This window comes from Streptomyces sp. NPDC002490 (assembly GCF_040296045.1).
In the GTDB taxonomy this organism is placed as follows: domain Bacteria; phylum Actinomycetota; class Actinomycetes; order Streptomycetales; family Streptomycetaceae; genus Streptomyces.
In genome coordinates this window covers 49,219-74,239 of the sequence record NZ_JBEOWM010000035.1, presented here as the reverse complement: position 1 = coordinate 74,239, position 25,021 = coordinate 49,219, and the positions used below count along the sequence as shown (strand labels likewise).

Sequence of the window (25,021 nt, the reverse complement as noted above, 5' to 3'; positions counted from 1 at the left end):
CGAGGACGAGGTCCGCGCCGTGCCGCAGCAGCAGCCCGTCGGTCAGCTTCTCGTAGACCACGCCGACGTAGCCGGTGACGACCACGGGGCGGCGGCACGACTTTTTTGCGTTCCCGCACCCCTTTCCGGAGGAAGTTCCTCAGGAGGGGCGCACGAGTTTCGTGTCATAGGCGAGGATGACGGCCTGGATGCGGTCCCGGGCACCGGTCTTCGCGAGGATGCGGCCGACATGGGTCTTCACCGTCGACTCGGCCAGGTGCAGCCGTGCCGCGATCTCGGGGTTGGTCCACCCCTGCCCGACGACGGTCAGCACCTCCAACTCCCGCTGGGTCAGCGAGGCCAAGCGTTCGTCCGTCGCCGTGGTGTCCCGGGCCGCCGGGTCGGGCAGGTGCCTGGCGTAGGCGTCGAGGAGGCGACGGGTCAGACCCGGGGCGACCACGGCGTCCCCGGACGCCACGGCGCGGATGCCGGAGAGCAACTCCTCCGGGAGGGCGTCCTTGACCAGGAAGCCGCTGGCTCCCGCACGGAGCCCCTCGTAGGCGTACTCGTCCAGGTCGAAGGTCGTGAGGATCAGGACCCGGGTGCGGGCGCCCGTGGCGAGGATGCGTCGGGTGGCCTCGATGCCGTCGACGCCCGGCATCCGGACGTCCATGAGGACCACGTCGGGGCGGAGCGCATCGGCCAGCCGGGCCGCCTCGGCGCCGTTGCCGGCCTCGCCCACCACCGTCATGTCGCCCTGGCTCTCCAACAGCAGCCGGAAGCCGAACCGTTGCAACCGCTGGTCGTCCGCGACGAGGACGGTGGTCACGTCGACGTCTCCTCGGGCAGGGGCAGCAGGGCGTGGACGCGCCAGCCGACGGGCCGGCCGCCCGCGTCGACGGTGGGGCCGGCGTCCAGCGTGCCCCGGTAGAGCGCGGCGCGCTCCCGCATGCCGGTCAGTCCGCGGCCGGGCCCGACCCCGGCCCGGGCGGGCGCGGTGCCGCCGGTGTCCGTCACGGTCAACCGCACCGCGTCCGTGCCGTACCGGACGCGCACCTCGGCGCTCGCCCCCTCGCCCGCGTGCTTCAGCGCGTTGGTGAGGGCCTCCTGGACCAGTCGGTACACGGTGAGTTGGAGGCCCGCGGGCACCGCGTCGGGGAGGTCCTCGGCCCGTACGTGGACCGGTAGCCCCGCCGTGCGCACCCGTGCCACCAGGGCGTCCAGGTCGGCCAGCGCCGGCTGGGGGGAGAGCCGGGGGCGGAGGGAGTCCGGCGGGTCCTCGCGCAGGACGTCGAGGAGGCGCCGTAGCTCCGTCAACGCCTGCCGACCGGTCGTGCCGATCGCCGTCAACGCCTCCGCCGCACGGTCCGGCGACCTCCGGGCGGCGTACGCGCCGCCGTCCGCGAGCCCGGTGATCACCGCGAGGTTGTGCCCGATGATGTCGTGCATCTCGCGGGCGATGCGGGCCCGTTCCGCCGCGGCGGCCAGGCGGGCCTGCTGGTCGCGCTCCACCTCCAGCCGGCGCGCCCGCTCCTCCAGGGCCCGGGTGCGTTCCCGGCGGCTGCGCACCAGCGAGCCCGTCAGGATCGCCATCACCCCCCACCACAGGGGTTGCGCCACCGTCATCGACCAGTCGACCCCCTCGGCTCCGCCGCCCAGGTCGTGCCGGAGCGAGCCCGAGACCAGGGGCGCCGCCACCAACCCCAAGGACCACCACAGGGCGCGTGGCGGCAGCCTGAGCGCGATGTGGAAGAGCAACAGCAGCTGGAGGAGCCCGACCTGGAGGAACGCCCCGGACAGGGCGTTGGCGAAGGCCGCGGGCGTGGTGGCGAGCAGCGCGGCGAACGGGTGTCCGCGGCGCCAGAACAGGGGCACCGTCAGACAGGCGGTCACGGCCAGCAGCAGCCAGCCGGGCTGTCGGGGATCCAACGCCGTGGTGCGCCAACCGCCGCTGCTGTAGTCGATGTGGGCCGCCACGAACCAGCCGGCGGTCACCAGACCGTCCCACAGGTACGGGCGCCGGACGTCGTGGGCGTGGACGAACTGCTGGGCGCGGCCCAGGAGCCGGGCGTGCGGCGGGGCGTCGGCGGCGTCGGGCGGAGGTGTGGGGCGCACCGGACCATCGTCGTACGGGGCCCGCCCGGGCACATCCGCCCCGGGGACGGGAACGGCGGGCCCGTCGTCGTACCGCGGTACCACGGGCGGGCGGGGGGCGGCGGGGCCCGTGCGGTTCAGATCGGGATCTCCTCGTGGGGCCAGCGGGCGCGGGCCTGTTCGCGGGAGCGCAGCAGGGCCAGGGGCAACAGCCCCCGTTCGGCGCCGGCGCCGAGCAGCGCCGGTAGCTGGGGGAGGGGCGCGACGGCGGCCACGTCGTCGAGGACCAGGACGAGTGGTGGGTCGAGCCGACCGGAGGATGACCGTTCGGCCATGCGCCGGCCGCGCTCGACCACGCTGGAGGCCAGAGCCGTGAGGAGGGGCATGGCTCCGGGACGGGGCTTGGGATCTTCGATCGCCTCGCCCACCAGGTAGAGCGTGCCCCCTTCGGCGAGGAAGGAATCCAGTGCGAGGCCATCGGTTCGATGGGGGGTGCACGCCTCCCGCACGTGCACGGTGGAGAGGGCGGCCAGGGCGCGGGCCGTCAACTGCTGGGCCGTGTCCCGGCGTTCCGGGTGGGCGGTCAGGGCGGCTTCGAGTTCGCCGGCGCTGCCGGAGGCGGCCTTGGGATGGGTGCGCAGGGCGCGCACCGCCTCCTGCACCTGGCTGCCCTGGGCCCAGCGGTGGACGTGGCGGAGCGGGCGGCCGTCGACGGCCGCGGCGTGCAGGAAGCAGCGCAGCAGGGTCTCGGCGGTGTCGGCGACCGCGGTGTCCAGCTTGGCGGCCGGGCGGACCGGGGCCAACAGCGCCGTGCTGCGCAGGGCCGCGGTCTCGCGGTCCTCGCAGCCGCCCAGCGGTGACCAGTGCAGTCGGGAGGGGGTGTCGCACAGGTGCAGCGGATCGTAGAGGAGGACGGGGCCCAGCTTGGCGCGGGCGTCCTTGGTCTCCGCCCACAGCGGCGGGTGCGAGGTGACGACGAGGACGGGGCCCTCGGCGTCCCGGACGGCCTGGAGGGCGAGCGGGTGCCGGGTGGCCGGCGGGCCCAGCACGACGTGACCGCGCGGAGCCGGCACGGGGCGGGGCGCGGGCTCCGCGGCGGGCGGCGGTTGCGCCGCGGGGGCGGCGTGCGCCGGCGCGGGCGGGGCCTCCTCCTCGGGCGGCGGGGCGGTGTCCCGGGACGCGTGCTCGTACCGGTGCGGGGGAGGCTCCGGCCGGTGGTGGTCGCGCGGGGCGTGGCGGGCGTGCTTGCGGGCGCGGGCGCGTTCGGCTCGGGTGAGCCCGGTGCGCAGGCGGGCGACCGCGCCCATGACGAGGACCCCGACGAGGACCAGCACGGCCAGTTGGAGGGCGAACAGGGCCCAGAACAGGCCGTGGCCGGAGAGCTGATGGGCGGGGGTGGCCGGCCAGGCGCCCGACAGGTCACCGGGACGGGTGATCAGGTGGCGCAGGGCGGTGGGGGTGTGGTCGAAGGTGACCCCGGCGGGCCAGGAGCCCCGGGCCAGACGGCCGGCGAGCCCGGTGGCGGACCAGATGAGGAAGGTCGCGCCGAGCAGCGCGGCGAGGCCGCCCACCAGCAGTGAGTCGGGCACGCCGCGTCCGCCCCGTGGGACGGGCCGGCCCCCGGGGGTGTGCCCCGGCATCAGGGCGTCGTCCGGTGGTGCATCGCTCTTCCGTTCGTCCTTCCGTCCGTCACCGCGTTCTCCGTGCGTGGCGGGTCCGGGTCGGTGCGCCGCCCGGGGACGGCGCGTGCCGGGTCATGCGACCGTCGATTCGGAGGCGTCCCCCCACTGCTGCTCCACGAAGGAGGCGGCGCGCTCCTCCGCTTCGAGTTCCGCCGCGTGCAGCGCCTCGTCGAGGGCGGTGGAGGACTCCGTCATGGCGCGGTCGGTGAAGACCAGGGGGCGTTCGGCCTCGGTGACCAGGTGCTTGACGACCTGGACGTTGCCGTTGACGTCCCAGACGGCGATGCCGGGGGTCAGGGTGGGGATGATCTCCACGGCCCAGCGGGGCAGGCCCAGGACGCGCCCGGTGGCGCGGGCCTCGTCGGCCTTCTGGGCGTAGATGGTGCGGGTGGAGGCCATCTTGAGGATGGCGGCGGCCTCCTTCGCGGCGGCCCCGTCGACCACGTCGGACAGGTGGTGGACGACGGCGACGAACGAGAGGCCGAGCCGCCGGCCGAACTTCAGCAGGCGCTGGAAGAGCTGTGCCACGAAGGGGCTGTTGATGATGTGCCAGGCTTCCTCGACCAGGAAGATGCGCTTCTTGCGGTCGGGGCGGATCCAGGTGTGCTCCAGCCAGACGCCGACGATGGCCATGAGGATGGGCATGGCGATCGAGTTGCGGTCGATGTGGGACAGGTCGAAGACGATCAGCGGGGCGTCGAGGTCGATGCCGACCGTGGTGGGGCCGTCGAACATGCCCCGCAGGTCGCCGTCGACCAGCCGGTCCAGGACGAGGGCCACGTCCAGGCCCCAGGCGCGGACGTCGTCTATGGCGACGTTCATCGTCTCGGCCGACTCCGGTTCGGGGTGGCGGAGCTGCTCCACGATGTCGGTGAGGACGGGCTGCCGGTCCACGATGGTCTCGTTGACGTAGGCGTGGGCGACCTTGAGGGCGAAGCCCGACCGTTCGTCGAGGCCGCGGCCCATCGCCACCTCGATGATGGTGCGCAGCAGGGCCAGCTGCCCGGTGGTGGTGATCGACGGGTCCAGCGGGTTGAGGCGGATGCCCATGTCCAGGGCGGCCGTCGGGTCGAGCCGGATGGGCGTTATCCCCAACTGCTGGGCGACCAGGTTCCACTCGCCGACCCCGTCCTCGCCCTGTGCGTCGAGGACGACGACCTGGCGGTCCCGGAACCGGAGCTGGCGCAGCACGTACGTCTTCTCCAGCGCGGACTTGCCGTTGCCGGACTCGCCGAGGACCAGCCAGTGGGGGGCCGGCAGCTGCTGGCCGTAGAGCTGGAAGGGGTCGTAGATGTACCCCTTGCCGGAGTAGACCTCGCGGCCGATGATCACGCCGGAGTCGCCGAGACCGGGGGCGGCGGTCGGCAGGTAGACGGCCTGGGCCTGGCCCGTGGAGGTGCGCACGGGTGGTCGGGTCGTCTCCACCTTCCCGAAGAGGAAGGCCGTGAACGCGTCCGTCAGGATGGACAGCGGGTCCCGCATCAGCTCATCAGCTCCCGTCCACGCACATCACCCTGTCCCCGCTCTCCGATCGTCCTCGGTGCGTCCGGTTCCCGTTCGTCGGGCCGCCGCGGGTGTGCGACGGTCCGTTCGCCGACCTGGTTCATGTTCGTTGGGCCTGGTTCTCTCCTGGACCCGGTCCACGTGCACGGCCTGGTCGTTCCGTGGTGTGCCCCGCCGCGCCGGCGGTGGCCTCCTCCCGGGGCGTCGCGGCTACTTCCGGATGCCGGTGGCGAACGGGAGGGTGTTGACGAAGGCGCGGTGGTGTTCGCGGTCGCACCACTCCAGCTTGAGGTACGACTTGCCCGCGGAGGCGCGGATGGTGCGCTTGTCGCGGGCGAGCGCCTCGGGGGAGCGGGCCGACACGGTGATGTAGCCGACGAGGTTCACCCCGGCGGCGCCCGAGGCCAGGTCCTCGCCCCGCTGGTCGAGCCGGGAGTGCGCGGCCATGTCCCGGGGGTCGACGGTGCGGTTCATCTTGGCGGCGCGGCTCGCCTCGGCCTCGTCGTTGGTCTTCTCGGTGAGCATCCGTTCGATGGCGATCTCGGTGGGTTCGAGGTCCATGGTGACGGCGACGGTGCGGATGACGTCCGGGGTGTGGACCAGGAGGGGGGCGAGGAAGTTCACGCCGACGGGGGTCATCGGCCACTCCTTCACCCAGGCGGTGGCGTGGCACCAGGGGTCGCGGGTGCTGGACTCGCGGGTCTTGGCCTGGAGGTAGGTGGGCTCGACGGCGTCGAGTTCTGCCGGCCAGGCGTTGCGCTTGGACATGGCCTGGATGTGGTCGATGGGGTGGTCCGGGTCGTACATGGAGTGCACCAGGGACGCCAGGCGGCTCTGGCCGAGCGGCTGGCGCAGCCGGATGTCGGCCTCCTGGAGCCGGGAGCAGATGTCGGCGAGTTCGCGGGCCATGACGATGGCGAGGCCGGCGTCCCGGCTCAGCCGCCGGCCGCCCGGTCCCCGGGCCGCCCGGGCCATGGCGGCGGCCTCGGCGCCGAGTTCGCGGCTGTGGTGCATGCAGGCCACCAGGTAGGCGCGGTGCTGCTCGCTGCTGGTGGACACCATGGACTGGAGTTGGTCGTAGGAGTCCCGGAGCCAGCCGGGCGCGTGGTGGTCGCCGCGCTGGGCGACGTCCTTGGCGTGGGCGTCGGGGTCGGCGGGCAGGGTGCGGGCCAGCATCTGGATGCGGGTGACGAAGCCGTCGCCGTTGGCCACGTGCTTGAGGAGGGTGCCGAAGCGGTCGACCAGCGCCTCCTGGTCCTCGGAGTCGCGCAGGCCGACGCCGGGGCCCTCGATCTCGATGGCGGCGGTGATGGTCTTGCGGTCGGCGTGCAGCAGCACGGCGATCTCGTCGGGGCCGAAGGGGGCGGAGAGCCAGGTGATCCGGCCGATGCCGGGCGGCGGCCCGATCTCCACCTCGCGCCCGTCGAGGCCGACGCCCGCCTCGACGGCGCCCGAGCGGTAGGTGGTGCCGCGCTTGAGCTGCCGCTTGTAGCTGCGGTTGATCTCGAACCACTTGTAGAAGGTGCGCCGCTTGTAGGGGACGTACACGGCGGCGAGGGCGAGCAGCGGGAAGCCGACGAGCAGCACGATCCGCAGCGAGAGGACGGGGACCAGGAGTCCGCACATCATGCCGAGGAACGCCCCGGCGATGATGAGTCCGATCTCGCCGCTCTCGCGGTTGCGGCCGACGACGGCGTTGGGCCGGGCGCGGCCGATGAGGTAGGTCCGGCGGGGCGTGCTCGGATGGGACAGCGATTCGGTCGTCAACGCCCATCACCTCCCGTGCGGTTGGTGCTGGTGTGCGGGCTGTTCATGGGGCTGGAGCGGGGTGCGGGGGCGGCCGGCGGGGCCTGGCCGCCGCTGCCGCGGGTGCTGTGGGCGGCGACGCCGCCGCTGACCGGGTTGGCGGGGCGGGCCCCGGCCTGGCCCTGGCCGCCGCCGGTGTTGTCGGCGCGGCTGCTGTGGGTCTTGATGCCCTGCGAGACCAGGGCGGCGGGAGAGCTGATGACGGCGGCGGCCCGGTTCTCGGCGCCCCGTTGCAGCCGGTTGTTGCGGGAGTTGGCCAGCTCGTCGCCGAAGCCGGGGACGAAGCGGTAGATCATGGCGCTGGCGAAGATGGCCAACAGGATGATCGCCAGCCCGGAGACGACGGCGGAGAACGCGTCGGGCCCGTCGTCGGAGGCGGAGAGCGCACCGGCCAGTCCCAGGACGATCACGATGATCGGTTTGATCAGGATGACCGCGATCATGATCCCGGCCCAGCGGCGCACGTGGTCCCAGAGGTTCTTGTCGACGAGCCCGGCGTAGACCACGGTGCCCAGGAGGGCGCCCACGTAGAGCAGGGCGGCGCGGATCACGAGCTCCAGCCAGAGCACGCCGGCGGCCAGGATCGACACCAGGGAGACGACGATCAGCATGATCGGTCCGCCGCCGATGTCGTTGCCCTTGGTGAGGGCCTCGGAGAACGAGCCGAAGAAGACGTCCGTCTGCCCGCCGGTGCTCTTGGCGAGGACCTCGGTGACCCCGTCGGTGGCGGAGACCACGGTGTGCAGGATCAGCGGGGTGAACGCGGAGGCGATGACCGTCAGCCACAGGAAGCCGACCGCCTCGGACAGCGCGGTGCCGAGCGGCACGCCGCGGACCGCCCGCTTGGCGACGGCCAGCAGCCACAGCAGCAGGGTGAGCACGGTGGAGGCGGCGAAGACGACGGCGTACTGCTTGAGGAAGGCCGGGTTGGTGTAGTCGACCTCGGCGGTCTCCTTGACCGCCTTGGACAGCTGGTCGATCGTCCAGGCCGCCGCGTCGGCGCACCCCTCGGCCAGGGCCTTCAGGGGGTCGAGGGTGCTGGAGAGGGGGTTGTCGCCGCCGCCGGTGCTGCCGCTGCCGCCGCTGTTCTCGCCGTTCTCGCAGAGTTCCTTGGCCGGCCCCGGGACGTACTCGCACGGCTCCTTGGACGTCGAGGGGCTGGGGGTCGGGGTGGGTTCGGCCGCGGCCCGGGGGGCGAACAGGAGGGCAACGGTCTGGAGGGCGGCCGAGGAGCCGAGCAGCGCGAGCGCACCGCGGCGCAGCCGCGCGGGGCGGGGCGTCGCCCCGCTGGGCGGTTGCCTATCGGGCATAGGTGAACCCTCCGTACTCTTCGACGGCCTTCGCCAGGTCGTCGGCGGTGGACGCTCTCTGGTCGCGCCCGGTGGGGACGGGTCCGTCCTGCTGCTGGGAGTCGACGATCTTCCAGTCGTCGTCCGTCCACCGCAGGGTGTACGTGGTGGTGTGCCAGCTCTCGGTGACCGGGTTCTTGGAGGTCTCGCCGGCGAGGCCGAACAAGGAGGTGGTCCAGACGGCGACCTTCGCCGTGTCGGCGTCCGACTTCTCGACCTTGGTGCCGACGGGGACGACTCGGGAGACGAAGGTCTGACCGGTGGGCGCGGTGCCGTCGGGTTGCAGGCCGATGCGGGTCAGGAACGCTTCGGAGCTGTAGGTCCTGTCCAGGTCGGCCCGGCGGGTCCGGGCGGAGTCGGGGACGTGGGTGGCCGTGACGATGGCATCGCGCCGCTCCTTGTCGAACATCTCCGCCGACCCCAGCGCCACCGCGAAGTTCGCGGCGGCGGACTGCGCGCCCTGGGCGTCGCGGGCGTGCCCGGTGGCGATGCCGTGGTTCTTGCCGTCCACGGGGCGGGTGCCGGTGGCGGCGGTCGGTGCGGTGTCCGGACGGTCGGCCTCCGGCCGGCCGGAGGGGGCCTCGTCACCGCCCCGGTTGGCGAAGGCGATCGCGGCGAGCAGCAGGACGACGATCCCGACCACGGCGACGGTGGAGCGGGCGGAGGACCGGCCCGGGCGGCGGGGCCCGTCGCCGCGGTCGGGCAACCGGGTGCGGGTCTGGCCGCTGCCGCCCGTGCCGGGGGCGCCGTACGTCTCGTCGTCCGGGCTCATGGTGCGTCGGCCCCCTCCGGGTGGTGGTCGGCGCCGGCGCCACCGCGTCCGGGCGCGGCGGCCGGGGCCGCGGCGGGGCGCGCCGGGGGCCGCGCGGACGGGGTGTGGTGACGTGGCATCAGGGGACGCGACCTCGGGGTGGGTGCGGCGGACGGACGGTCGGGGCGGCCGGAGCGCGCCCGGTGGACGTCCGGTCGGGGCGCACGGGCTGCCGGGCGCGCGGCCACGAGGGGGTGGCCGCGCGGGCAGCCGGCTAGACGGCCATGCCGTACACGATGGTGAAGAGGGTGCCGAGCGAACCGATGATGAACACCCCGGTCAGGCCGGCGACGATGAGTCCCTTGCCCTGCTCGGCGCTGAAGGTGTCGCGCAGTGCCGTGGCGCCGATGCGCTGCTTGGCGGCGCCCCAGATCGCGATGCCCAGGCACAGCAGGATGGCCGCGGCCATCACCACCTGGATCATCACCCTGGCTTCGTTGCCCAAGCTCCCGAAGGGGCCCCAGTCGGGGGCGATCCCGCCGATGATCGTGGTGATATCGCCCTTTTCGGCTGCCATAAGCATGTAACTCACCGCCCCTGTATGGGTAGTTCCCGGCCCCTGCGAGCGTGCAGGGGTCACGCTCATTCTCGCTGACGAATCCGGCTCAGCATGTCGACTTGGCGTCTTTCGCTGGCTGGTTTCGCACAAATTATTGTTCACCGTCGCACGCGGGGACGTGAAGCGGTACACAACGGACCGTCACGTCACTCTGTGTATCACGCGGTGTCACCTCGGGCAACGAGGGCCTTGCGCAACCTCACATGCCCGTGGTCGTTAGGCCCTCTTCTCCTTCGTACCGCGCCCCGCACCTCCCGCACCCGCCGCTCACCGGGTCACCGGGGTGCGTCGGGCGGGCCTCCGGATGCGTGCAAGGGCGCATCGGGGCGTCGCGCACTCCCCCGTTGCGCTCCTGCCGGGGACCCGCGCCCCGCCTACACTGAGCCGCGGCGGACTGGCCGGCACTGAGGAGGGGTTGACGGTGCGTGGGGCACGCGGGGCCTGGGTCCTCGCCGGCGCGGTCGTCAGCGGCGGCATGGGATTCGTGATGCTGCTGGTCATCGGCACCTACCTGGTGGCCGGGAACCTCGCCGGTGGTCGGGCCGGCGGAGCGGTGGGGCTGGCCAAGGGCGCGGTGCCGGCCGCCTACCAGCCGTTGGTGGAGAAGTGGGGCGACCTCTGCCCGGCCATCAACCCGGCGCTGCTCGCCGCCCAGCTGTACCAGGAGTCCGGGTTCAACCCGCGGGCGCAGAGCCCCGCGGCGGCCCAGGGCATCGCCCAGTTCATCCCCGGCACCTGGGCGTCCCACGGGCTCGACGGGGACGGCGACGGGGACCGGGACGTGTGGGACCCGGCCGATGCGATCCCCTCGGCGGCCTCCTACGACTGCAGTCTCGCCAAGTACGTCGAGGACGTGCCGGGCGACCCCACGAAGAACATGCTCGCCGCCTACAACGCCGGCCCCTACGCCGTCATCAAGTACGGCGGGGTGCCCCCGTACCGCGAGACCCAGAACTACGTGAAGATCATCACCAGTCTGGAGGAGAGCTTCGCCCGCCCGGTCGGCCGGGTGGACCCCTCCCGGCAGGCGGCCGGCGCGATCCACTACGCACAGCAGAAGCTCGGCACCGAGTACCTGTGGGGCGGCACGGGCACGGCCGCGCAGGGCGGCCGGTTCGACTGCTCGGGGCTGACCCAGGCCGCGTACCGCAGCGTCGACATCGAGCTGCCCCGGGTCGCCAACGACCAGTACAACGCCGGACCGCACCCCTCCCGGGACGAACTGCTCCCCGGTGACCTGGTGTTCTTCTCCGACGACCTCACCAACTCGCGGGCCATCCGGCACGTGGGGATCTACGTGGGAGGCGGGTTCATGATCGACGCGCCGAGGACCGGTGCCGTGATCCGGTTCAGCCCCATCGACACCAAGGACTACTTCGGGGCGACCCGGGTGACCCAGGACGGCGCGGAGGCCCTGCCCACCCACGCGCCCTCGACGTGAGCCGGCCCGGTCCCGCCGCCGGCGGGCGCTCCGCGCGCCCGGCCCGCGGCCCCGTGCCGGGGCGGTGCCGACGACGTGTGATGATGAAGATCCGCACGCGTCGCGTGGCCGGAACCCCTGTCCGCTGCCCGCTCCTGAGCTGCGATGACGAATCTCTCTTGGGTAACGTCTCAGTGATCTTTCGGTTGAGGGCGGAACGCGTCCCGGGGGGTCGTGCGTTCCTCGGGTACGGCCCCCGTCGGGCCGCCGAGGGCATCGGAACGGGCGACCGTTCCCCGCCCCGGGGCCGGGGGGCCACCCGCCGGCCAACCGGCGGACGCCCCACGCGGAGCGGGGGGTCGGGAGGCGCACAGCCGGGTGCGCCCGTAGGAGCGAGGCACGACGAAGGGGCCGCGGCACGATGGCTGGACTCGACGAATCCGGGTCGAACCCCGATGTCAGTCTGCTCTACGAGATCAACGGCCTGGCCAAGGACGCCCCCACCTGGTTCGACCACACCATGGAGTACGTCGGCGAGTACGGGCTGATGCTCGGGCTGGTCTTCCTCGGGGTGTGGACCTGGTGGAAGCTGCGGGCCCGCGCCGGCTCGCTGGAGGAGGCGGCGCAGTCGGCCGCCGCCGTCATCTGGGTGCCGCTGGCCGCCGCGCTCGCGGTGATCGTCAACATCCCGATCCGCGGCTTCGTGGAGCGCCCCAGACCCTTCCTCGACCACGAGGGCCTGGAGGTGCTGATCCAGGGCAAGACCGACTACTCCTTCGTCAGCGACCACTCCACCCTCGCCATGGCCATGGCGGTCGGCATCTTCCTCGCCCACCGCAAGTACGGCTGGATCGCCATCGCCATGGCCTTCCTCGCCGGGGTGTCCCGCATCTACATGGGCGTCCACTACCCCACCGACGTGATCGGCGGCTTCGCCCTCGGCACCGCCGTCGCCCTGCTGCTGGCCCCGCTGGCCGCCCTGCTGCTCACGCCCCTCACCCGGGCGATCGGCCGTTCCCGGCACGGCTCCTGGCTGATCCGGACCCGCTCCACCCCCGACGTCGCCCGGGACCCCTACGGCCGCGGCTCCCGCACCGAGGAACGCGACCTGGCTGCCTGAGGGCAGCCCGTCCCGGCACCGCACGCGCTGTGGGCCACCCCGGAGAAGGGGGTGGCCCACAGCGCGTTCCGGGGTCCGGGGCGTTCAGGGCGCGGCGGGGTCCGCGGCGTGTTCCTCGGCGTCCGAGCGGGCCCGGCTGCGGGCCCGGCGGGCGGCGCCCCGCCAGCCGCAGCTACAGCGGGCGCTCAGGAAGCGACCGTGCTCCACGGTGGTGGTGCGGTGCTCCGTGACGACGGCGGGGGGATCGGCGAACTCCAGCTCTCGGGCCACGGGTCCACGGTAGCGGGCGGCACCGGGCGGAGGGGGTGCGTGACGGGTGCCGGAGCGGTTCGTTAGGGGGGACAACACGACGCGGGGCCCTGACTCGCATCGACTCGACAACTACTCCACATCCCTGGGGGTCGGCGATGGTGGTGCGGCAGCAGTACGCGGGCGGCGGCGCGCTGGCCCTGGCCGTCGTCCTGGCCGGGCTGCTGGCCGGGTGCGCGGGGGGCGGCGCCCTCGGGACGCCGGTCGACGCGGTGCCCGTGCCCCTCGCACCGGACGCCCCCGCGGACGCGGTGCACCGGGCCGCCGCTCGGCTGGTGCGGGCGGGGACCGCCCGGACCCGCACCGCGATGGACATGGCGACCGGCGGCACCCGGGTCACCATCCGGGGCGAGGGGGTCTACGACTTCGCCCGGCGCCTCGGCGAACTGCGGGTGGTGCTGCCGCAGGACCCCACCGGCGCCTCCCGGCAACAGCCCATCGTCGAACTCCTCGCCCCCGGGGCGCTGTACATGAAGAACCGGGGCGCCGGGGTGCCCGCCGACAAGTGGGTGCGCGTGGACACCAAGTCCGTCGCGGACGGGAACCTGGTCACCGGCGGTGCCACCGATCCGCTCGCCGCCGCGGAGCTGCTGCGCGGCGCGCGCGGGGTGCGGTACGTGGGCGGGGCCCGGCTCGACGGGGTCCCGGTGCGGCACTACCGGGGGACCACGGACCTGGTGCGGGCGGCGGCGGTGGCCTCCGGGGAGACCCGGCGGGTGCTCGCCGCCGCCGCCCGGGGCTTCTCCACCAGCGAGGTCCCCTTCGACGCCTACCTGGACGAGCAGGGACTGGTGCGCAAGTTGCGGCACCGGTTCAGCTTCGTCAACGAACGCCACGCCCGGGCGGTGGCCGTGGCCTCGACGGTCGTGCTGTCCGGCTTCGGCGCACCGGTGGACGTGCGCCTGCCGGACGCCGCGGACATCTACGCGGGCAAGATCGCGGAGGGCGCGTGACGACGGCGGTGAACGGAGTCGCCGGGCGGGCGGCCGCGCCTGTGCGCGAGGGGCGCGCACGGCGCGCGAGCCGTGACGGGGCGCGAAGGGACGCACAGGGGCGTAGTCGTCCGGGTGGGGCGGAAATGGTCCGTCCGTGCCATGCGCGGTGCGTAGCGACTGCCTACGCTAGGAAGCCGGTGGCGGCCAGGAAGAGGTGGTGTGGGTGGCTCCGTCCGGTGGCACGGCAGTGCAGGACCATGTCGCCCTCGCGGAGATCGAGCTGTGCGGCGAGTTGATCATCGCGGCCAGCGCCACGGGCGAGGAGCGCTTGAGCGCCGCCCGGATCGACGAGGTGCTGCGGGTGCGGGTCCCGGCCCCGGAGGCCGACCCGACGGCCCCGGCGCGGGCCAGGGTCGGCTGGGCGTACTGGTGAACGTGCGGCGGTCGCGCGGGTGACCGCGGTCCGGGCTCCTGGGCACGGACCCGGGGCCACCCGCGCCGGCGGTCAGGTGCGGAGCATCCGCGCGATCGCCTTCGTTGCCTCCTCGACCTTGTCGTCGATCTCGGCGCCGCCCTTGAGGGCCGCGTCGGCGACACAGTGCCGCAGGTGCTCTTCGAGCAGTTGCAGGGCGAAGGACTGGAGGGCCTTCGTGGACGCGGAGACCTGCGTGAGTATGTCGATGCAGTAGGTGTCCTCGTCCACCATCCGCTGGAGCCCGCGGATCTGGCCCTCGATCCGGCGCAGCCGCTTGAGGTGCTCGCTCTTCTGCTTGTGGTAGCCGTGGATGCCCAGGTCGTGGTCGGTGATCACTTCGGTGGTGCCCTCGGTCGCCGCCGCACCGGGCCCGGAGCAGCAGCCGCCCGCTGCCTTCGGCGCCCCCGTCGTCGCGTCGGTCTCGGTGCTCGTCATGGCGTCGTCCTCCGTATGGTCGCCGTGCGGGACGGCCTACCCTCGTTCTATACCCCTGGTGGGTATATGGTACCGAACTTTTCCCAGTACGGGAGGGTTGTCCGGACCCGGTGCCAGGCCGCACTGTGGATGAGCGACACTGGTGGAACGCCGGTTAGCCGTGACGGGATGATGCGCCTAGCATCAGCCTGACCGAAACCCCGCATCCCGAGGACCCCACGTGCGTTTTCGTCTGACCCCCAGGGAGACGAGCTTCTACGACATGTTCGCCGCATCCGCGGACAACATCGTCACGGGCTCGAAGCTCCTGATGGAACTGCTCGGGGCCGACGCGTCGGACCGTGCGGAGATCGCGGAACGGATGCGGGCGGCCGAGCACGCGGGGGACGATGCCACGCACGCCATCTTCCACCAGCTGAACTCTTCGTTCATCACGCCGTTCGACCGCGAGGACATCTACTCCCTCGCGTCCTCCCTCGACGACATCATGGACTTCATGGAGGAGGCTGTCGACCTGGTCGTCCTGTACCAGGTCGAGAAGCTCCCCAAGGGCGTCGAGCAGCAGATCGAGGTGTTGGCGCGGGCCGCCGAGCTGACCGCCGAGGCCATGCCGCACCTGCGCACCATGGAGCGGCTCACCGAGTACTGGATCGAGGTCAACCGCCTGGAGAACCAGGCCGACCAGATCCACCGCAAGCTCCTCGCGCACCTGTTCAACGGCAAGTACGACGCGATGGAGGTGCTCAAGCTGAAGCAGATCGTCGACGTGCTGGAAGAGGCCGCCGACGCCTTCGAGCACGTGGCCAACACGGTGGAGACCATCGCCGTCAAGGAGTCCTGACCTCCGTGGACACCTTCGCGCTGGTCGTGACCGTCGGCGTCGCGCTCTTCTTCACCTACACCAACGGCTTCCACGACTCGGCCAACGCCGTCGCGACCTCCGTGTCCACCCGGGCGCTCACCCCCAAGGCCGCCATCGCCATGGCCGCGGTGATGAACCTGCTCGGCGCCTTCCTCGGCAGCGGGGTGGCCAAGACGGTCAGCGAGGGGCTCATCGCGACCCCGGAGGGCAGCAAGGGGATGGCCATCCTCTTCGCCGCGCTGGTCGGCGCCATCCTGTGGAACCTGGTCACCTGGTACCTGGGGCTGCCCTCGTCCTCCTCGCACGCCCTCTTCGGCGGCATGGTCGGCGCGGCGCTCGCGGGCGGCACGGACGTCATCTGGTCCGGGGTCCTCGACAAGATCATCATTCCGATGTTCGTGTCCCCGCTGGTCGGTCTGGTCGTCGGATACCTGGTGATGTGCGCGATCCTGTGGATGTTCCGCCGGGCCAACCCGCACAAGGCCAAGCGACACTTCCGCATCGCACAGACCGTCTCCGCCGCCGGCATGGCCCTCGGACACGGCCTCCAGGACGCCCAGAAGACCATGGGCATCGTGGTGATGGCCCTGGTCATCGCCGACGTCCAGGACTCCGGCGACGACATTCCGATCTGGGTCAAGCTGGCCTGCGCGGTCATGCTCTCGCTCGGCACCTACGCCGGCGGCTGGCGCATCATGCGCACCCTCGGGCGGAAGATCATCGAACTCGACCCCCCGCAGGGCTTCGCGGCGGAGACCACCGGGGCGTCCATCATGTTCGGCACCGCCTTCCTGTTCCACGCGCCGATCTCCACCACCCATGTGATCACCTCGGCGATCATGGGGGTGGGGGCCACCAAGCGGATCAACGCGGTGCGCTGGGGGGTCGCCAAGAACATCGTCATCGGCTGGTTCATCACCATGCCCGCGGCGGCGCTGAGCGCGGCGCTGAGCCTGTGGATCGTGCAGCTCGCCTTCAGCTGACCCGCCCGGCCCCGGGTGCAGCGGCCCTAGAACGCCGCCCGCACCGCCCCCACCTCGGCCTCGCCGCCCAGCAGCGGCGCCCGGCCGATCCGTTCCAGCACCTCCCCGTGCAGACCCAGCAGGCGCAGGGCCCGCGCCAGGACCGGCCCCGAGGCCCGGACGCCGCCGTCCTCGATCTTGAACGCCAGGGCGCGACCGTCGGGCAGCGCGACCGCCTGCACCGCCTCCGCCCCCATCTTCGCCAGCACCCCCGGCACCTCCCGCATCAGCCAGGTGTCCGGCCGCCGGGTGCCCGCCACGTACTCCGGGTGGGCGCGCATCGCCTCGGCCACCCGGCGCTCCGGCGAGCCCTCGGGCGCCCGGACGAACGCGCGGAAGGCCCGCGCCAGCCCGGTGAGGGAGAGCGCGAACAGCGGTGCCCCGCAGCCGTCGACGCCGGTCGCGGCGACCCGTTCCCCGGCGGCCGCCTCGACCGCCTCCCGGGCCAGCACCTGGAGCGGATGGGCCGGGTCGAGGTAGTCGTCCAGCGGCCAGCCGTTGCGCAGACAGGCGGCAAGCATCGCCGCGTGCTTGCCCGAGCAGTTCATGGTGATCCGCTCCCGCACGCCCCCCGCGGCCAGGTACGCCTCCGCCTCGGCGGCGTCCAGGGGCAGGTCGGCCGGGCACTGCAAGCGGTCCTCGGTGAGTCCGTGGGAGGCCAGCAGGGCGCGCACCAGCTCCAGGTGGAACGGTTCGCCGGAGTGGCTGGCGGCGGCCAGGGCGAGTTGCCGCCCGGCGAGCGGGACCCCCGCCCGCAGCACCGCCGCGGCCTGCATCGGCTTGTTCGCGGAACGGGGGAAGACCGGGGCGTCGACGTCCCCCCACGCCCGTTCCACGGTGCCGTCCGCGCCCAGGACGACGAGGTGCCCGCGGTGCCGGCTCTCCACGAACCCCGAACGGACGACCTCGGCGAGCACCGGCGGCTCCGGCGCGGACGGGCGCGGGGTGCGGGGCGTGCGGGGCTCGGGCATGGCGGGTGGCCTCCGGGGGGCGCTCGACGCTTCGGTCGCCCGGGATCGCCGGGCGACCGGCTCAGCCGAGCAGGTCGTCTACGTGTGCTTCGCCCTCACGGTACCTGCGGGTGATCTCCGCTCCGCACCCGTCCGCGATCCGTTGCAGCGACTGCCGTCGCCCCGACACCTGCTGTTCGTACCGCACCAGCCGCCCGCGGGCGTCCCGGAGCTCCTGGTCGGTGCGGGCGGCCAGGTCGGACAGCTCCACCTCGCCCAGCATGTCGGCGGCGAGCCGCCGGTACTCCTCCCCGTGCGGGGGGCCCAGGGTCACGTGCCGGGCCGAGGAGCGCTGCCGGGCCGGCTGGTCGGCGAGGATCTCGGACAGCCGGTCCACCACCGGTGCCTCGGGGCCGGCCCGCCGCGCCAACTCCGCGCACAGGATGTCGATGCGGCCGTGGAGCAGCCGCCGCACGTAGCTCAGATCGGCCTCGTCGCGTTGGGCGTCCCGGCGCAGCCCGCGCAGTTCGGGCAGGGTCAGCGCGGCCAGGTCCGGTACCGGCAGCCGCTCGAACAGCGGGGCCGCGGCGGTGCGCTGCACCGGTGGTCGGGTGCCCGCCCGGGCCCCGCCCTTCACGGCGGAACGGGTCCGCGGGCTCGTCCGGGTCAGTGACACGGGCACGGGCTGCTGCCGCCCGGTACTCGGTGTGCTCATCGCTCGTTACCGTCCCCTCGACCGGTGCGGCCTACCGCTGGGAGCATCGTGCCACCCCGAGTGGGCGCTATGTGACCGAGTGCCCCCGATCGGCCCCGGATGGGGGGTTCGGGAGCATGCGGGTGCCTCCGGACGGGCGCGGGAACACGCGGCGGCGTGGCGGGGGCACGGACGGGGGCACGGGCGTCCCCGGGCGGTGGGCGGGGAGGGATGATGGCGGGATGCGAGCAGTGGTGCAGCGGGTGGACGGGGCGGCCGTCGTGGTCGGGGACGAGACGGTCGGGGAGATCGCCGGGGAGGGGCTGTGCGTCCTGGTGGGGGTGACCCACCAGGACACCCCGGAGCACGCGGCCCGCCTGGCCCGCAAGCTGTGGACGCTGCGCGTCCTGGCCGGGGAACGCTCCTGCTCGGACACCGGCGCCCCGCTGTTGGTGATCAGCCAGTTCACGCTCTACGGGGACGCCCGCAAGGGCCGCCGGCCCACCTGGAACGCGGCGGCGCCCGGCGAGGTGGCCGAACCGCTGGTGGACGAGGTGGTGGAGCAGTTGCGCCGGTTGGGCGCCGAGGTGGCCACCGGCCGCTTCGGGGCGTCGATGCGGGTGTCCCTGACGAACGACGGCCCGTTCACCGTGCTGCTGGAGGTCTGACGCCCCGGCGGGCTCAGGGCTCGACGACGGTCTCCTGCGCGGCGGAGGTCCCGTCCGCGAGGAGGTCCGCGTCCACCGGCACGTTCCGCTTGACCAGCGCCAACGCGACCGGGCCCAGCTCGTGGTGGCGGACCGAGGTGGTCAGGAAGCCGACGGCGCGGCCCTCCGGCCCGTCCGCGGCGAGCCGCAGCTCGGTGCCCCGGGGCGGCAGGTGCACCTCGCTGCCGTCGAGGTGGAGGAAGACCAGCCGGCGCGGCGGCTTGCCGAGGTTCTGCACCCGGGCGACCGTCTCCTGCCCCCGGTAGCAGCCCTTCTGGAGGTGCACGGCGGTGCCGATCCACCCCAGCTCGTGCGGGATGGTGCGGTGGTCGGTCTCGAAGCCGACCCGCGGCCGGTGCCCCTCGACGCGCAGCGCCTCGTGGGCGAGGAGCCCCGCGGGGGGGCCGTAGGGTCCGTCGGGGGCGAGCCCGGCCAGCTCGGCGCGGGGCAGGAACAGGTCCCGCCCGTGCGGTGCCTCGCGGACCGTCACGCCCTCGGGGACGGTGGCGATGGAGCCGGCGGGCAGGTGCACCACGGCGAACTCGTCGGTGCGGTCGGCGACCTCGACCCGGTAGAAGAACTTCATCGACTCCAGGTAGGCGAGCAGCGCCCGCTGGGTTCCGGGCTCGACGTGCGCCCACACCGTGGTGCCGTCGTCGACGAGGTACAGCGCGTGCTCGATGTGCCCGTTGGCGGAGAGCACCAGCGCCTCGGTCGCCCGGTGCGGGGGCAGGTCGCTGACGTGCTGGGTGACCAGCAGGTGCAGCCAGCTCAGCCGGTCCTCACCGGTGACGGTGAGCACGCCGCGGTGCGAGAGGTCCACGAATCCGGTGCCCTCGGCCAGGGCGCGCTGTTCGCGGTACAGCTCGCCGTAGTGGCCCGCGACGCCTTCGTCCACCCCCTCGGCGGGGACGGCACCGGGCAGCGACAGCAGAGGGCTCTTCATATCCACTCAGGGTACGACCCGGCGCGGGCGCCGTTCATTCCCCCGCCCCGGTCCCGGCCGGCCCGTCGGCGCCCGCACCGGTGTCCCGGGGGGCGCCGCGACAGGCGCCGCAGCGGCCGAAGATCGCGAAGTGCTTCAGGTCGGTGTCGAAGTCGAAGGCGTCCCGCAGCTCGGCGGTGAACCCGTCCGCGACGGAGACGTCCGCCTCGATCACGCCCGAACAGTCCCGGCACACCAGGTGCAGGTGGTGGTGCCGGTCGGCGAGGTGGTACGAGGGCGCCCCGTGGCCCAGGTGGGCGTGGCTGACCAGCCCCAGCTCCTCCAGGAGCTCCAGGGTCCGGTACACGGTGGAGATGTTCACCCCGGACGCCGTACGACGCACCTCGCAGAGGATGTCGTCGGGCGTCCCGTGCTCCAGCGCGTCCACGGCCTCCAGCACCAGCTGCCGCTGCGGCGTCAGCCGGTAGCCGCGCCGGCGCAGGTCGGCCTTCCAGTCGGTGCTCACCACCCGACCAGTGTAGGCAGGAGGGGGCCGGGCCGGGGCGGGTCGACGGATTCCGGCCGTACGGGGAGGCCGCCCCGCCTCCGGGCGGGCTACTCGTGGTGCAGCACCTCGGCGATGGCGAGTCGTGCTGCCGACCTCGCCGGGACCAGTGCGCCGAGGACGGCGATCGCCCCGCCCGCCAGGAGCAGGGCCGCCAGCTGCGGCGGGTGCCAGACCTGCTTCATGGATTCCGGGAACGAGATCACCCCGACGTGGTCCACCACCAGCCGGTGCGCGACGATCCCCAGGGGGATCCCCAGCAGGCCGCCGACCGCTCCCGGAACGGCGGCCGAGGACACGGTCATCACCACCACCTGGCGCGGGGTCATCCCGATCGACTTGAGCATGCCCAGGTCGCGGCGGCGCTCCCGGACGGTGAGCAGGACGGTGTTGAAGACCCCGAGCGCGGCGACGACGGTCAGCAGCACGGTGAACACCGAAGCGAGGCCGACCACGGTCGTGGTGGCGGTGGCGTGCGGGTCCAGCACGGTGGGCTCCAGGGAGGGATCGGCGGCCCCGACCGCTTCGAGGTAGCTCCGGGCGTCGGCCCCGGGCGCGAGCCGGACCGTGTACTCGGTCGCCCGCGCCCTCGGGTCGAGCCGTGTCAGGGTCCGCCAATCGGATTCCAGTGCTTGGGCGTTGCCCTCCATCAGCTCCCCCACGATGGTGACGGGTGCCTGCCCGCCGTTCAGCCGGACGGTGACCCGGTCGCCGACCGACAACCCGTGCTGGTGGAGGAACGCCGGCCCGGCCGCGGCCTCCCCGGCCCGGGTCGGCCAGTGCCCCTTGACGATCCCGGCGGCGAGGTCCCGGGTGTCCCCGCGGTGGAAGTTGGCGAAGACGGTCTGCGGGTACCCGGCGAGGCTCACCGTGGTGAGCGCACGGACGGTCACCCGGTCCGCCCCGGGCAGGGAGCGCAGCCGTTGTTCGGTCTGCCGGTCGGGAGCGGACGGGACGGCCGGGACGCGTACCCGGGCGGCGCCGTCGCCCTCGCCGACCTCGCCGTAGGCGATCATGGTGCTGGTCAGGCCGGTCGTCAGGGTCACGGTGGCGGCCCCGAGGACGACGGCCGCCGTGGTCAGCAGGGAGCGGGCCGGGCGGGCGAACGGCTGGCCGAGCCCCAGGGTCAGGGCCCGCGGCAGTCGGGTCCCGCCCAGCCGGCGCTGCACGCGCAGTCCGCGTCCGGCCCGCGGTGCGCTGCCCGCCGTGATCGCCCGGGCCGCGGAGAGCCGGTGCGCGCGCAGGGCGGGGACCAGTGCGGCGACGACCACGAGGGCGGGCATGCCCACCAGGCAGACCGCGGACGGCCACCAGCCGATGCCGATGGCGGCGCTGCCGGTCTCGATGCCGGAGAAGGCCACCTTGAGGACGGGGCGGGCCGCCGCGTTGCCGATCAGGGTGCCGAGGGCACAGCCGACGAGCGCGGGGACGGAGACCATCGTCAGGTAGACCGCGGCCACCTGGTTCGGGGTGAAGCCCAGCGACTTGAGCACGCCGATGTGGCGCTGCCCGGAGACGACCGCCCCGCTGACGACGTTCCCGACGATCAGTACGGAGACCAGCAGGCCGAGGACGCCGAAGAGGGTCAGGAACGGCAGGTACGCGTCGGCCTGCGCGGAGAAGGCCCGCTTGAGGGTGAGGTGGGACTGCGTGCTGGTCAGCGAAGCGGCGGGCAGTGCGGCGGTGGCCCGGGTCAGGCCGGCGCGCACCTCCGCGTCGGTCGCGGCGCCCGTGAAGCGGTACAGCATCTGGGTGCCGGTCGGGCGCAGCCGGGTCATCTGCTCGGGGGTGACCCAGGCCCCGGCGGACTTGCTCATGCTGGTGGCGAAGCCGACGACGGTGAGGGGCGGAGCCCCGCGGACCCGGAGCCGGGTGCCGAGGCGGTCGGGTCCGGGCGTGCCGTTGACGGGCCAGTCGACGACGATCTCGCCGGGAGCGGTGGCCCAGCGGCCTTCGAGCAGCCGGATGCGGTCCACCGGACCGCCGGGATCGGCCCGGCCCACCACGGCCAGGGACCCCGCCGACATCCACAGCCAGTCGTGCGGCAGCTCCAGCACGGTTCGTCCGAAGGGCCCGGCGGCGGCTTCGACCCCGGGGCGGCCGGCCGTCCGCGCCAGTTCGGCGAGGGAGGCCCGGTCCGGGTCGAACGCCGCCACCGCGTGGGCCCCGCGCTGCTGGTCGAAGGCCCTGTCGAAGGGGGCCGAGGCCGCCCTGAGCAGCCCCAGCCCGAGCAGCACGGTCGTGGTGGAGCACAGCACCACGAGCCCGATCACGAACGTCTGGAGCCGGCGGCGTGCCACGGCCGCCCGCGAGGCCCTCCACACGGCGCTCATGCCGTGCGCTCCAGGGTGCTCTCGCGGGCCACCCGGCCGTCGGCGACCTCGACCAGACGGCTGGCGCAGCGGGTGGCCAACCGCGGGTCGTGCGTGACGATCAGCAGGGTCTGCCCGATCTGGTTGAGGTCGATCAACAGGTCCATGACCTGCTCGCCCGAGCGGCTGTCCAGTGCGCCGGTCGGTTCGTCGGCCAGGAGCAGGGCGGGCCGGTTCGTCAGGGCCCGGGCCACGGCCACCCGCTGCCGCTCGCCTCCGCTCAGCGCGGCCGGGTAGGCGTCCCGGCGGTCGGCGATGCCCAGTTCGTCGAGGAGCTCCAGCGCGCGGCGGCGGGCCTGCCGGGCGGACGTGCCGGTCAGCTGGGCGGCCAGCGCGACGTTGTCCAGGGCGGGCAGGTCGTCGATCAGGTTGAAGAACTGGAAGATCATGCCGACGTGCCGCCGCCGGAACAGCGCCAGCCCCTTCTCGTTCAAAGCCCCCAGGTCCTGGCCGTGCACCTGCACCGTCCCCGACGTCGGGCGGTCCAGCCCGGCGACCATGTTGAGCAGGGTGGACTTGCCGCACCCGGAGGCCCCCATCACCGCGACCGCCTCCCCGGCACGGATCTCCAGGTGGACGCCGTCCAGGGCCTTCGCCTCGCCGTACTCCTTGTGCACGTCCGCCAGCCGGACGACGACCTGCGGGGAACCGTCCGGATCCGTTGTCATGGCATGTGTCATGCCATGAACCTAGGAGCGGCCCGACCGGTGCGACGTCCCCCACCGGAGGTATCCGTCCCCGCGGCTCATCCCGGGGATGTAGGGAAATGGACCCGGAGCATGACGCGGCCGGCCGACCGGGCTGCCATGCTCGTTCGGGTGGGGAGTTCGGGGTGGATCTGGCTGGTCGCGACCTGGGCCGTGGCGTGCACCGCGGTCGCCGTCCTGGGCGCGGCGCTGGTCCGGGAGCGCCGGCGCCGCCGGGCGGCCGTCGAGGAGCGCGGCTGGCTGCTGGAACGGGAGCGGGAGAGCGCGGCACGGACCGCGGTCGAGGCCGAGCGGGCCAGGATCGCGGCCGAGCTCCACGACATCGTCAGCCACAACGTGAGCCTGATGGTGGTCCAGGCCGGGGCCGCCCGCGAGGTGCTGGCCACCCTGCCCGAGGAGGCGGCGGCCGCGCTGGGCGCCGTGGAGGGCGCGGGGCGGACCGCGATGACCGAGCTGCGGCACCTGCTCGGCCTGCTCGCCCCCGCGCAGAACGGCGAGGACGAACCCCACGGCCGTGGCCTGACACCGCAGCCCGGCCTCGGCCGGCTCGGTCCGCTGATCGACCGGATCGCCTTCGCCGGTCTGCCGGTGGAGGTGCGGATCTCCGGGGAGCCCCGCCCGCTGCCGACCGGGATCGACGTCACCGCCTACCGGATCGTCCAGGAGGCGTTGACCAACGCCCTCAAGCACGGGGAAGAAGCCACCGCGGAGGTGACCGTGCGGTACGCCGAGCACCAGTTGCGCGTCGAAGTCCTGAACAGCGGACCGAGCGCCCTCTTCGGAGATGCCGTCCGGCCCCGCCGCCGTCCGGCCGCGGGCCGGGCGGACGGAGCGGGTCGGGGACTGCTCGGCCTGCGGGAGCGGGTCGCCGTCTACGGCGGCGACCTGGACGCCCGGCGCCGCCTGGGCGGCGGCTACCGGGTCCGCGCCCGGATTCCGTTGGACCGGCCGTGACCGCACCCACCGACCCGGCACCCCGCGTCGTGATCGCCGACGACCAGGAGTTGGTCCGCACCGGCTTCCGTCTGATCCTGACCGCCCGCGGCATCGACGTGGTCGGCGAAGCCGCGGACGGGGCCGAGGCCGTCGAAGCCGTCCGCCGACTGCGCCCCGACGTCGCCCTCCTGGACATCCGCATGCCGAACACGGACGGCTTGGCAGCCGCCCGCCAGATCCTCGCCCGGGTCCCGAACTGTCGAGTGATCATGCTGACCACCTTCGACCTCGACTCCTACGTCTACGCGGCCCTCGCCGCCGGTGCCAGCGGCTTCCTCCTCAAGGACGTCACCCCCGCACATCTCGCCGCCGCCGTACGGCTGGTCGACACCGGTGACGCGCTGCTCGCCCCCTCGATCACCCGCCGCCTGGTGGAACGCCACGCCTCCGGTGCCGCACGGGCCGCCGCGACCTCTCCCGTGGTCCACCGCGACCTCGCCGTGCTGACACCACGCGAACGCGAGGTGCTGACGCTCATGGGCCGGGGGCTGTCCAACGCCGAACTCGCCCGGGAGCTGACGCTGAGCGAAGCGACGGTGAAGACCCACGTGGCCCGGATCTTCGCCAAGCTGGCCCTGCGCGACCGGGCCCAGGCCGTCGTCCTCGCCTACGAGACGGGACTGGTCGCACCCGGTGGCTCCGCCGAACCCGATCCTTAGGCACCTGCCGTCGCCCCCCACGACCGAGGCCCCCGGCGCGCGTGGGTGCGTCGCGCCGGGGGCCTCGGGGTCGGGCGGGGGTTGC

The 25,021-nt window shown here is 73.6% G+C and carries 25 protein-coding genes and 1 pseudogene; 9 read left to right on the top strand and 17 right to left on the bottom strand.

Annotated elements, in window-relative coordinates; translation table 11 throughout:
- The 9 genes and pseudogenes from ABT092_RS22010 to ABT092_RS21970 all read right to left on the bottom strand — a co-directional run.
- A pseudogene (locus ABT092_RS22010) lies at positions 1–94 on the bottom strand (DUF6716 putative glycosyltransferase); the annotation flags it as partial.
- Between the two features lie 45 nt (positions 95–139).
- A complete protein-coding gene (locus ABT092_RS22005) occupies positions 140–808 on the bottom strand; it encodes a response regulator (protein ID WP_351246401.1) in 669 nt (222 codons plus the stop codon).
- Positions 805–2,094: a sensor histidine kinase gene (locus tag ABT092_RS22000; protein ID WP_351246399.1), complete on the bottom strand. Its 1,290-nt coding sequence runs from the start codon at positions 2,092–2,094 to the stop codon at positions 805–807. The genes ABT092_RS22005 and ABT092_RS22000 overlap by 4 nt, the downstream gene beginning before the upstream one ends.
- 116 nt (positions 2,095–2,210) lie before the next feature.
- Positions 2,211–3,713, bottom strand: a complete 1,503-nt coding sequence (locus tag ABT092_RS21995) for a type VI secretion protein (protein ID WP_351246397.1) — start codon at positions 3,711–3,713, stop codon at positions 2,211–2,213.
- A 114-nt stretch (positions 3,714–3,827) separates the two neighbouring features.
- Positions 3,828–5,237 carry an ATP-binding protein gene (locus ABT092_RS21990; RefSeq protein ID WP_351246395.1) on the bottom strand — a complete coding sequence of 470 codons (1,410 nt, stop codon included), beginning with the start codon at positions 5,235–5,237 and terminating at the stop codon, positions 3,828–3,830.
- Between the two features lie 231 nt (positions 5,238–5,468).
- Positions 5,469–7,025 (bottom strand): SCO6880 family protein, encoded by a 1,557-nt coding sequence (locus ABT092_RS21985; RefSeq protein ID WP_351246393.1) that lies wholly within the window; start codon positions 7,023–7,025, stop codon positions 5,469–5,471.
- A complete protein-coding gene (locus tag ABT092_RS21980; protein ID WP_502968481.1) occupies positions 7,022–8,374 on the bottom strand; it encodes a hypothetical protein in 1,353 nt (450 codons plus the stop codon). The genes ABT092_RS21985 and ABT092_RS21980 overlap by 4 nt, the downstream gene beginning before the upstream one ends.
- Positions 8,364–9,185, bottom strand: coding sequence for a DUF8175 domain-containg protein (locus tag ABT092_RS21975; RefSeq protein ID WP_351246391.1), 822 nt, complete (start codon positions 9,183–9,185; stop codon positions 8,364–8,366). Before ABT092_RS21975 ends, ABT092_RS21980 begins: the two co-directional genes overlap by 11 nt.
- 253 nt (positions 9,186–9,438) lie before the next feature.
- On the bottom strand, positions 9,439–9,747 hold the full coding sequence (locus ABT092_RS21970; protein ID WP_351246404.1) for a DUF8827 family protein: 309 nt from the start codon (positions 9,745–9,747) through the stop codon (positions 9,439–9,441).
- A gap of 511 nt (positions 9,748–10,258) precedes the next feature.
- On the opposite strand from ABT092_RS21970, the gene ABT092_RS21965 reads away from it, so the two are divergent.
- Entirely contained in the window at positions 10,259–11,224 is a 966-nt protein-coding gene (locus ABT092_RS21965; RefSeq protein WP_451361570.1) for a C40 family peptidase, read from the top strand.
- Between the two features lie 400 nt (positions 11,225–11,624).
- Complete coding sequence (locus ABT092_RS21960) at positions 11,625–12,323, top strand: phosphatase PAP2 family protein (protein ID WP_351246387.1); 699 nt, start codon at positions 11,625–11,627, stop codon at positions 12,321–12,323.
- 84 nt (positions 12,324–12,407) lie between these two features.
- On the opposite strand, the gene ABT092_RS21955 is transcribed toward ABT092_RS21960, so the two are convergent.
- A complete protein-coding gene (locus tag ABT092_RS21955) occupies positions 12,408–12,593 on the bottom strand; it encodes a hypothetical protein (RefSeq protein WP_351246385.1) in 186 nt (61 codons plus the stop codon).
- Positions 12,594–12,730: 137 nt separating this feature from the next.
- Here ABT092_RS21955 and ABT092_RS21950 point away from each other — a divergent pair, with 137 nt between their 5' ends.
- On the top strand, positions 12,731–13,585 hold the full coding sequence (locus ABT092_RS21950; RefSeq protein WP_351246383.1) for an SCO4651 family lipoprotein: 855 nt from the start codon (positions 12,731–12,733) through the stop codon (positions 13,583–13,585).
- Between the two features lie 199 nt (positions 13,586–13,784).
- Positions 13,785–14,000 (top strand): hypothetical protein, encoded by a 216-nt coding sequence (locus ABT092_RS21945; protein ID WP_351246381.1) that lies wholly within the window; start codon positions 13,785–13,787, stop codon positions 13,998–14,000.
- A 72-nt stretch (positions 14,001–14,072) separates the two neighbouring features.
- On the opposite strand, the gene ABT092_RS21940 is transcribed toward ABT092_RS21945, so the two are convergent.
- Positions 14,073–14,477, bottom strand: coding sequence for a metal-sensitive transcriptional regulator (locus ABT092_RS21940; RefSeq protein WP_351246379.1), 405 nt, complete (start codon positions 14,475–14,477; stop codon positions 14,073–14,075).
- A gap of 220 nt (positions 14,478–14,697) precedes the next feature.
- On the opposite strand from ABT092_RS21940, the gene ABT092_RS21935 reads away from it, so the two are divergent.
- On the top strand, positions 14,698–15,318 hold the full coding sequence (locus tag ABT092_RS21935; protein WP_351246377.1) for a DUF47 domain-containing protein: 621 nt from the start codon (positions 14,698–14,700) through the stop codon (positions 15,316–15,318).
- A gap of 5 nt (positions 15,319–15,323) precedes the next feature.
- A complete protein-coding gene (locus tag ABT092_RS21930) occupies positions 15,324–16,322 on the top strand; it encodes an inorganic phosphate transporter (RefSeq protein WP_351246375.1) in 999 nt (332 codons plus the stop codon).
- Positions 16,323–16,348: 26 nt separating this feature from the next.
- Here the strand turns inward: ABT092_RS21930 and ABT092_RS21925 are convergent, their stop codons facing one another.
- Positions 16,349–17,332 (bottom strand): asparaginase, encoded by a 984-nt coding sequence (locus ABT092_RS21925; RefSeq protein WP_351246374.1) that lies wholly within the window; start codon positions 17,330–17,332, stop codon positions 16,349–16,351.
- A gap of 61 nt (positions 17,333–17,393) precedes the next feature.
- Entirely contained in the window at positions 17,394–18,026 is a 633-nt protein-coding gene (locus tag ABT092_RS21920) for an RsiG family protein (protein ID WP_351246372.1), read from the bottom strand.
- Positions 18,027–18,247: 221 nt separating this feature from the next.
- Here ABT092_RS21920 and dtd point away from each other — a divergent pair, with 221 nt between their 5' ends.
- Positions 18,248–18,673, top strand: a complete 426-nt coding sequence (gene dtd, locus ABT092_RS21915) for a D-aminoacyl-tRNA deacylase (RefSeq protein ID WP_351246370.1) — start codon at positions 18,248–18,250, stop codon at positions 18,671–18,673.
- 13 nt (positions 18,674–18,686) lie between these two features.
- Here the strand turns inward: dtd and ygfZ are convergent, their stop codons facing one another.
- The 4 genes from ygfZ to ABT092_RS21895 form a co-directional block, all read right to left on the bottom strand.
- Positions 18,687–19,658, bottom strand: a complete 972-nt coding sequence (gene ygfZ / locus ABT092_RS21910; protein WP_351246368.1) for a CAF17-like 4Fe-4S cluster assembly/insertion protein YgfZ — start codon at positions 19,656–19,658, stop codon at positions 18,687–18,689.
- Positions 19,659–19,692: 34 nt separating this feature from the next.
- Entirely contained in the window at positions 19,693–20,166 is a 474-nt protein-coding gene (locus tag ABT092_RS21905) for a Fur family transcriptional regulator (protein ID WP_351246366.1), read from the bottom strand.
- A gap of 86 nt (positions 20,167–20,252) precedes the next feature.
- Positions 20,253–22,535, bottom strand: coding sequence for an ABC transporter permease (locus ABT092_RS21900; RefSeq protein ID WP_351246364.1), 2,283 nt, complete (start codon positions 22,533–22,535; stop codon positions 20,253–20,255).
- Positions 22,532–23,242 (bottom strand): ABC transporter ATP-binding protein, encoded by a 711-nt coding sequence (locus ABT092_RS21895; RefSeq protein ID WP_351246362.1) that lies wholly within the window; start codon positions 23,240–23,242, stop codon positions 22,532–22,534. Before ABT092_RS21895 ends, ABT092_RS21900 begins: the two co-directional genes overlap by 4 nt.
- Positions 23,243–23,353: 111 nt before the next feature.
- Here ABT092_RS21895 and ABT092_RS21890 point away from each other — a divergent pair, with 111 nt between their 5' ends.
- Both ABT092_RS21890 and ABT092_RS21885 read left to right on the top strand, forming a co-directional pair.
- The gene (locus tag ABT092_RS21890) at positions 23,354–24,235 is read left to right on the top strand and encodes a sensor histidine kinase (RefSeq protein WP_351246360.1); all 882 of its coding nucleotides are present in this window, start codon (positions 23,354–23,356) and stop codon (positions 24,233–24,235) included.
- Positions 24,232–24,936 carry a response regulator gene (locus ABT092_RS21885; RefSeq protein ID WP_351246358.1) on the top strand — a complete coding sequence of 235 codons (705 nt, stop codon included), beginning with the start codon at positions 24,232–24,234 and terminating at the stop codon, positions 24,934–24,936. Before ABT092_RS21890 ends, ABT092_RS21885 begins: the two co-directional genes overlap by 4 nt.
- Positions 24,937–25,021 lie beyond the last annotated feature (85 nt).